Annotated in this window: 4 protein-coding genes; 2 read left to right on the forward strand and 2 right to left on the reverse strand. The window is 70.7% G+C overall.

What is annotated here, in order from left to right; genetic code table 11:
- The coding region (locus OOT08_RS08970; RefSeq protein ID WP_325092301.1) for a LamG domain-containing protein at nt 1-2,953 on the forward strand (2,953 nt) is incomplete at its 5' end.
- A gap of 158 nt (nt 2,954-3,111) precedes the next feature.
- Nucleotides 3,112-3,729 (forward strand): GNAT family N-acetyltransferase, encoded by a 618-nt coding sequence (locus OOT08_RS08975; protein WP_325092302.1) that lies wholly within the window; start codon nt 3,112-3,114, stop codon nt 3,727-3,729.
- Here OOT08_RS08975 and OOT08_RS08980 read toward each other — a convergent pair.
- On the reverse strand, nt 3,726-7,235 hold the full coding sequence (locus tag OOT08_RS08980; protein WP_325092303.1) for a hypothetical protein: 3,510 nt from the start codon (nt 7,233-7,235) through the stop codon (nt 3,726-3,728). The two genes, OOT08_RS08975 and OOT08_RS08980, sit on opposite strands and share 4 nt — an antisense overlap.
- A gap of 300 nt (nt 7,236-7,535) precedes the next feature.
- Nucleotides 7,536-7,707 (reverse strand): LPXTG cell wall anchor domain-containing protein (locus OOT08_RS19130; RefSeq protein WP_442916232.1); only part of this gene is annotated, 172 nt, incomplete at its 5' end.

Consider the following 7,707-nt stretch of genomic DNA (forward strand, 5'->3'; position numbering starts at 1 on the left):
AGGGTCGGCATCCGGAGCGGACACCGCTCAGGCGATGACCCAGGACCGCATCAACGCCGCGAACGACGCCTATAACAACGCGGACGCGACCCTCGAGTTCATCACGATGTCCGACACCGAGCTGTCGGGCAGCCCCACCGCGGAGAAGACCTCCGAGCAGGTCGCCTACGAGAGCGCGAAACCGCACTTCGACACGCTGAGCGCCTGGGCCACGGCGAAGGGCTTCGAGCCCGGCGTGATCGTCGATAACGGCGACGTGGTCGGGGCGAACGATCCCGAGTACTCGGACCATCTCGCGGGCAACAGCGAGAAGACCGCCGGGTGGTATCGTGCGGTGGAGCGGGTCATGCGGGAGAGCTTCCCAGAGGCCCAGGTCCTGCTCACCCAGGGCAACCACGACATCGCCGATCTGATGGGCAAGACCTTCGACCAGGCCCGCGCCGCGAATGCCCCGGCGGACGCCCCCGAGTGGTTCTACCCGAGCGCCGAGAGCGACTACGTCGGCAACTTCCACACCACGGTCAACGGTATCGACTTCATCGGCCTCGATTACAACGGCAAGGAAACCTTCGGCTACGCCGGGCAGCGCACGGGGTACCAGGAGTACCTTCGGAAGACGCTGGCCGCCATCGCGGCCCAGCCGGACTACGACGCGGGCAAGCCGATCTTCGTCTCGATCCACAGCGGCTACGCTGGCACGTCCCTGGGCGGACCGTTCCACGCTGAGTACGACATGGCCGGACCCGATCTGCAGCGCATCCTCGCCGAGTACCCGCAGGCCGTGCTGGGCTCCGCGCACACGCACTTCTCCTCGAATCCCGAGACGAGCATCTACCAGAAGGACTTCACGGTCTACGAGAACGCCTCGATGAACTACATCTACCAGGATGTCCCTGGCGACTTCCTCGGGGGCGGCTACTTCGAGGGCAACCAGGGCGACCCCGAGGCCGGGGTCTCGCAGAAGAGCGCAAACTTCATCACGGTTCTCGACAGCGGCGAGACGGTCATCCGCCGCTTCGACGTGACGCATCAGCGCTGGATGGGCATGCCCTGGGTCGTGAACACCCCGGCGGGCACGGCGGGGTTCACGTACACCGACGACCAGCGCAGCACGATCGCGCCCTGGTGGGAGGCCGCCGCGGTCACCGCGCGCGCGGTCACCGAGACCTCGGTCACGCTCGGCTTTGACCAGGCCAAGGATGACGAGCTCGTGAACTACTACGAGATCGCGATCACCGACCAGGACGGAAACCCCGTCCCGTTCACGGCCAATCAGGTCCCGGACTACGGCAAGAACCCGCCGAAGTCCGTCACCGGGAGCGTCAAGGCATACTCGCGCTTCTACATGACCCCGAACACGATGGGTTTCGACATCGCGGGGCTGAAACCCGCGAAGACCTACCGGGTCGAGGTACGCGCGGTTGATGACTTCCAGAACGTCTCCGAGGCGCTGACCGGCTCCTTCCGCACCGCGGGCACGCTCGTGTTCCCCGAGTACCCGGAGTCCCCGGCCCCCGCGCACGCCGGCGCATTCCTGAATCTGCCCTTCGAGGGCGACCTCAGCGACTCGGGCACCGCCGCGGACACCGCACCCGCGGCCGCGGCCGTCGGCGCCGTCTCCTTCGTCGACAACGACCGACCCGGCGCGACGGGCCAAGCGGTGCGCATCGGCGGCGGCAACAAGAACTACGTCGATCTCGGCTCCCGGCCGGAGTTCGACCTGGGCACCGAGAAGAACCTGACCGTGAGCTTCTGGACGAAGGTCACCGGGGTCAGCGGGTACGGCGCGATCCTCAGCAACAAGAACTGGTCGAACTTCTACCGGTCGGGGCTGAACGTGGCCCCGCAGGGCTCGGACACGGGCAAGCTTGAGTTCACCCTCGGCGACGGCAAAAACGGCGTCTACGCGACCGGCGCGGTCCCGGACTTCCGGAATTCCTGGCACCAGATGACACTCACGGTGGATCGGGCGAGCAACACGGCACGCACCTACCAGGACGGCGTGCTCGCCGGAGAGGCGAGCCTCGCCGAGGTGGGCAGCCTGACCAGCGGGCTCAACATGCTCATCGGCGTCGACGGGGGCAAGAGCTACGGCGTCGCGCTCGACCTCGACGACCTGCGGATGTGGGACAGCGCGCTCACCGAGGCCGAGGTGGCCGCGCTGTTTGCCGCCGACGACGCCACGGCCGAGACCGAAGCGCTGACCCGGGCCGTCGAGTACGCCGACGAGCTCGTGGCTGCCCAGGAGAGCGAGGCGGGGAACGGTCGGGTCCTCGACGCGGCGCTCACCGAGTCCCTCGTCGCCGCGGTGGCGAGCACGCGCGCCGTGCTGGCCGAGCCCGCTCCGGCGAAGGCGGCGCTCCGCGCGGGCTACGACACGCTCCGGTCCGCCGTCACCGCGGCCGAGGAGCAGCCCGTGCGCTTCTCCTACGCCGCGTCGGCGAACAACGGCGCGATCAGCCCCGCGGAGGGCGTGGCTGACCTGGCCGGGGAGATCCGCTTCGCCCTGACCCCGGCGAGCGGGTTCCGCATCGCCGACTCGGTTGTGGAGGTCTCGGGTGCCGAGGCCTTCGCGATCGAGGGCGAGGAGCTGGTGCTCCGCGGGGTGCAGGGGCGGGTCTCCGCAGCGGTGACCTTCGCCGCCGTTGTGGACGGCGGCCCGGGAGACGGCGGCACCACCCCCGGGGACGGGGGCACAACGCCGGGAGACGGCGGCACGACCCCCGGAAACGGCGGCAAGACGCCGGGTGAACAGCCCGGGACCGGCGCGGGGACCCCGGCCGGAAGCGGCTCCGGGGCGGCGAGCGTCGAGCAGACCCCGGTACCCGGGGACCAGCTCGCGGCGACCGGCGACAACGCGGCGCAGACCTGGCTCCTCGCGGGCCTGGCCTCGGCGCTGCTCGGCGCGGCCGGTGTCCTGCTGACGGCCCGCGCGCGACTGCGCCGCCGGTAACCGAAGAGCGGCGGGCCGGGAGTCGAGCTCCGGCTCGGATCCCGGCCCGCCCCTTTCGCGGGCGTCGATCGGCCCCTACGCTACAAGCAGCGCCGGATCTCCCGAGGGACGCCCCCGGTGCCCGCACGCCCACGCCACCCACCGTCCGAGGAGTCCTCATGCCGCTCGACCACCCCGGGACCCTCGCGGGTTCCCTTGTCACCCTCGAACCGCTCGCCCACGAACACCGCGACGGGCTCGTTGCCGCCGTGCAGGACGGCGAGCTCTGGCGGCTCTGGTACACGGCGATTCCGACGCCGGACGGCATGGACGCGGAGATCCAGCGCCGACTGACGCTCCAGGATCAGGGCTCGATGCTGCCCTTCACCGCGCGCCGGAATGACACGGGCGAGATCATCGGGATGACCACCTACATGAACGTGGACGCGAGCACGCCCCGGGTCGAAATCGGTTCCACGTGGAACGCGGCGAGCGCGCACGCCACCGGCACCAACCCGGAGTCCAAGCTCCTGCTGCTCGGCCACGCCTTCGATGTCTGGGGGTGCCCCGCCGTCGAGTTCCGAACAGACTTCCTGAATCGGCAGTCCCGCGCCGCGATCGAGCGCCTCGGCGCGAAGCAGGACGGCGTGCTCCGCTCACACCGCACCGATAACGGTTACGTCCGCGACACCGCCGTGTACTCGATCATCGCTTCCGAGTGGGCCGGGGTGCGCCTCGGCCTGGAGCGACGGGTCTCCGCGCATCTGCGGGCCGGGTCGACCCCGCCGCTCGGCTAACCGCGCCCCCTGGCCCATCGGCCCTCAGTGGACCGCAGGCGTCCTCCGCGCAGGCTCGCGCATCCCGTGACGCCCAGGAGCAGGCCCCCGGCCAGCAGCAGGAGCATCGCCAGCAGTCCCGAAGCGCTCTCGGAAGTTCCGGTGTCCGCGAGGCGTGGCGCGGGGTGAGTCGCCGCCGGCTCCGGCAGCCCCGCGGGGATGCGGCTTGGCACCGGTGGTGTCTTCACAATGGTCGGGCGCTCGGGATCCGGCGTCACCTCGGTCACGGGAGGGCGCTCGGGATCCGGCGTCACCGGCGTGGCGGCGAGCACGGTGAGCTCCTGCGCGAAGGCGCCCGGTTCCACGGTGAGCGTCGCCGCCCCGACGGCTGCGGCGGGCACCGGCAGCGCGAGCCGAACGGTGCCGTCAGCGTCGGCGGTGCCGCTCGCTTCGACCGTCGCCCCGGAGGCCCGCAGGGTCAGGAGCGCGCGCACGCTCTCTCCGGCGGTGAGGTGCTCGCCGGCAAGGCGAAGCTCGGTGCCGGCGCGGGCCTCGCCGAGCACCCGGAAGGCGCGCGGCAGGCTCACCGCCGGGGTGAGCGGCGAGGTGACGCTTGCCGGGATGTATTCCGGGGCGGAACCGGTGACCCGCACCGAGAGCCGCTCGCCGAGGACCTCCTCCGTCAGGATCAGTTCGCGGCCCGTCCCGAGTTCGCGGCCCGCCTCGGTCCGCCAGGAGTACGCCAGGTCACTCCCCGGGGCGTCCCACCCGGCGGCCAGGGCGCTCACGCGCTGGCCCACCTCGAGCCGGTCACCGAGCGCGCCCGCGTCGGTCTCCACCGAGACGGTTCCCGGCGTCATCACGAGGGGAAGGGCTTCGAGCACGGTCAGCTCCTGTCGGAACCCGCCGGGCTCGATCGTGAGCGTGGCGGCCCCGGAAAACGTGCGCGGGAGCCGCAGCGTCACCTGGGCGGTCCCCGCCGGTCCAGCGACCGCGGTCGCGATGATCGGGTCGGCGGCGCTCGCCCGGAGCCACGGGGCCGCGTGACCCGGGGTGAGCCGCACGCGCACCGGCTCGCCCGGGGTGAGGTGAGCGCCCGTGATGACGAGGTCCTCGCCGGCCCGCGGCTGCGACTCGATCGCGTAGGCGCGCGGGGCGAATACCAGGGGTCGGCCGGAGACCGGGGCCTCGCTCGTGACGCTGGTGTACCCGGCGGCACTGGCGCTCGCGCGCAGCGTGATCCGCTCGCCGAGCATGGCCTCGGTCACGGGCAGGGTCTCTTCGGTGCCGAGCACCGTTCCGTTCGCGGTTTGCCACTCCCAGCTGAGCGCGGTTCCCGGGGTGTCCCACCCGGTGTGCGTCGCGCGCAGCACGCCGCCGGGCTCGACCCGGTTCCCGTCTGCCCCCAGGACGCCAACGGTCCCGCGGGCCAACGTGCCGGGCAGAATTGTCGGGCCCGTCGCCCAGACGCGTCTCGCTTCGTAGCCCGGCCGTTCAACCACGACTTGAGCGCCGAGGGAGCTGCCCAGGTCCTCGGGGCGGGGGACCCACCTCATTGTCCCCGCTGAGTCGTCGATGGCCTGCCCGTCCCGCGTCCAGCTCTCGACGGTGATCGTGGCGTCCTCGGGAAGCGTGTCCTCCTGCCGCACAGCAAGCGAACCACCAACAACGGCGTCACCGATGATGCGGAGGTCGGGAACCTGCTGGCTGCCCTGCTCCACTCGCCCGACATGCAGTGTGCGCCGGCTGGTGGAGTAGCCTGGAGCCGAAAGAGTATACGTTGCCGTCACGACAGAACCGATGTCCTCGATTCGCGGGCGATAGGTCGCCGTACCGTGCTGAATACCATTGACGTTCCACACCACGGTGACTGCTTCGCCCAACGCGATTGCCTGGAGGAACTTCACCTCGAGACTGACCTCGTTGCCGTACCTGAGCTCTCCTCTGACCTCAGCAAACGACGACGGCATCGCTGCGGGAGCAACGGTGACCGGCACGGTCGAAAGCCGCACGGTGTGGAATCGCTCGGTGGTAATCGTGGCCGTGGCGTGCACGGCGGTGCCGACGAGATCCGCGGTGAGGGGGAGCGTCGGCCCGGTCCGCCCCGTCAGCTCCGTCGTGCCGGAGAACCAGCGAATCTCAGAGATCTCGCCCGAGCCGCTCCAATTCTTGAGGTTCAGCTCCAGCGTCCCGTTCATCACCGGGTCCCCGATCACGGCGAGCTCGCCCGTCGGGTCTGCGCGCTCCCACACCTCAATCGGGGCGCTCTTGGCGGTTTCCGCGTCGACGTAGAACTCCTGAGCCGCCGTCGCCGAGACGCGGATCGCCTTGCCCGCGTCCGCGGCGGTCGGGGTGTACTCCGGCCCCGTGGCCCCGGGGATGCGGGCCGCGCCGGCCCACCAGACAAACTCGGTCCGGTCCGGGGCGGGCGACCAATCTCGGTCGAACCGGGCGCGGAGGGGAAGCCCGGTCTCGCCGGTGCCGCTGAGGGTCACCGCCGCCGGCTCAAAACTGCCCTGTTGGACGACACCGTTGGTAACGGGAACGGAAAGCTCATGATAGCCCGCGGCGCTCCACACCATGTGGAGGCTGATATCGCTGCCGAGGTCTTCTCCGGTCAGGGAGTACGACGTTGTTCCCGTCGCCACCTGCGCTCCATCTCGCTTCCAGATGATCTGCGGAATGACGCTCGGCACGGTCTGGTAATCAGTCACCTTCACGGTGTTGCCCACGCGCCAAGGGGCTTCATCCAGGGATACCGTGAGCCCGGTAAACTTGCCCCGCTCGATCGGCGCAGAAAACAGCGTGACCTGTTTGGTCTCGGGGCGCATCTGCCCGGGAATCTTGCGCGCCAACAGCACGGTGGCGCTGATCTGTTTCCCGAGGGCCCCCTCGCCAAGCCCGGGGCCGTCGTGCGCCGGGACGACGACCTCGAGCCTCGAGTTCGGTACCGGCTGCACCTGATAGACGTTGTGGCGGAACATCCAGGACACCGACTCGATCGTCCAGTCCCCGAGGGTGTCCGCCGGACCGACGGTGAGCCGCTGGCCGACCGCGGCCGTGCCTGACAGGACGAGCTCCGGGGCCTCCGCCCCGAGCACGGGCTCGTCGAGGGCCGCGGGGAGCGCCGCGCGCTCCGCGAGGCGGGCCGACGCCGAATCAGGCGCGGGTGCCAGGTCCGCTTCGGGCGCGGTGTCCACAGGTTCCGGCACCGAGGCGGGTTCCGACGCCGGGGCGGGCTGCTCAGTGCTGATCGGGCCCGATTCGTCGATCGCCGGTGCGGTGCCGGGCTCCCCGACCGGGTTCGCCTCGTCCGCTACCGGCGCTGCCTGGGTATCTCCATCCGCCGCAGGGTGCGCGGCTTCCGATTCAACGGTGATTGCGGGGTCCGCGCCCAGCAGTTCGGGCCCTGCTCCCGGCTCCTCCGCGGCCGCCGGCGAGGCCACTCCGGCGAGGATCACCACGAGGATGCCGACAAGAATCGCCGCGGCGCGGTGCCGAGGAGCGCTGTGGGAACCGGGAGCCATGATGGGCCTCTCTCTCGACGGGATCGCTGTGTGCACAGCCGCGGCCAGCACGGTCCGCCCGCCTATTTTCCCGGGAAATGACCGCGGTGACATCCGTATAAAACACCCAAGTTGCCAAACAATCGCGTCGAGAGCGCGGTGACACCGGTGGGCTCCTTCCCGGGAGAAGCGGTAGGGGTGCACCCGGCCGGCGTCGACCCCGGAGCACGTTTCCGGGGCGTGCCGCGGGGCTGACCCCGCGGCACAGCACGAATCGCCCCGGCCGCAATGACGCGCGGCCGGGGCGATTCGACGCAGAACTCAGCCCTGGAGGGCCTGCCGACGCCTAGCCAGCAGCACGGCTGCGCCGGCCAGGGTCAGCACCCCGGCAGCGCTCAGCACGCTCGCTGAGTCGGCAACTCCGGTGTCCGCAAGCTGCGGTTTCGGACCACTCGGGGCCGCGGGCCGCGGCCCAGCGTCGGCGTCGGCGTTC

The sequence above is a fragment of the Leucobacter sp. M11 genome (genome assembly GCF_035726885.1).
Classification (GTDB): domain Bacteria; phylum Actinomycetota; class Actinomycetes; order Actinomycetales; family Microbacteriaceae; genus JAPFRB01.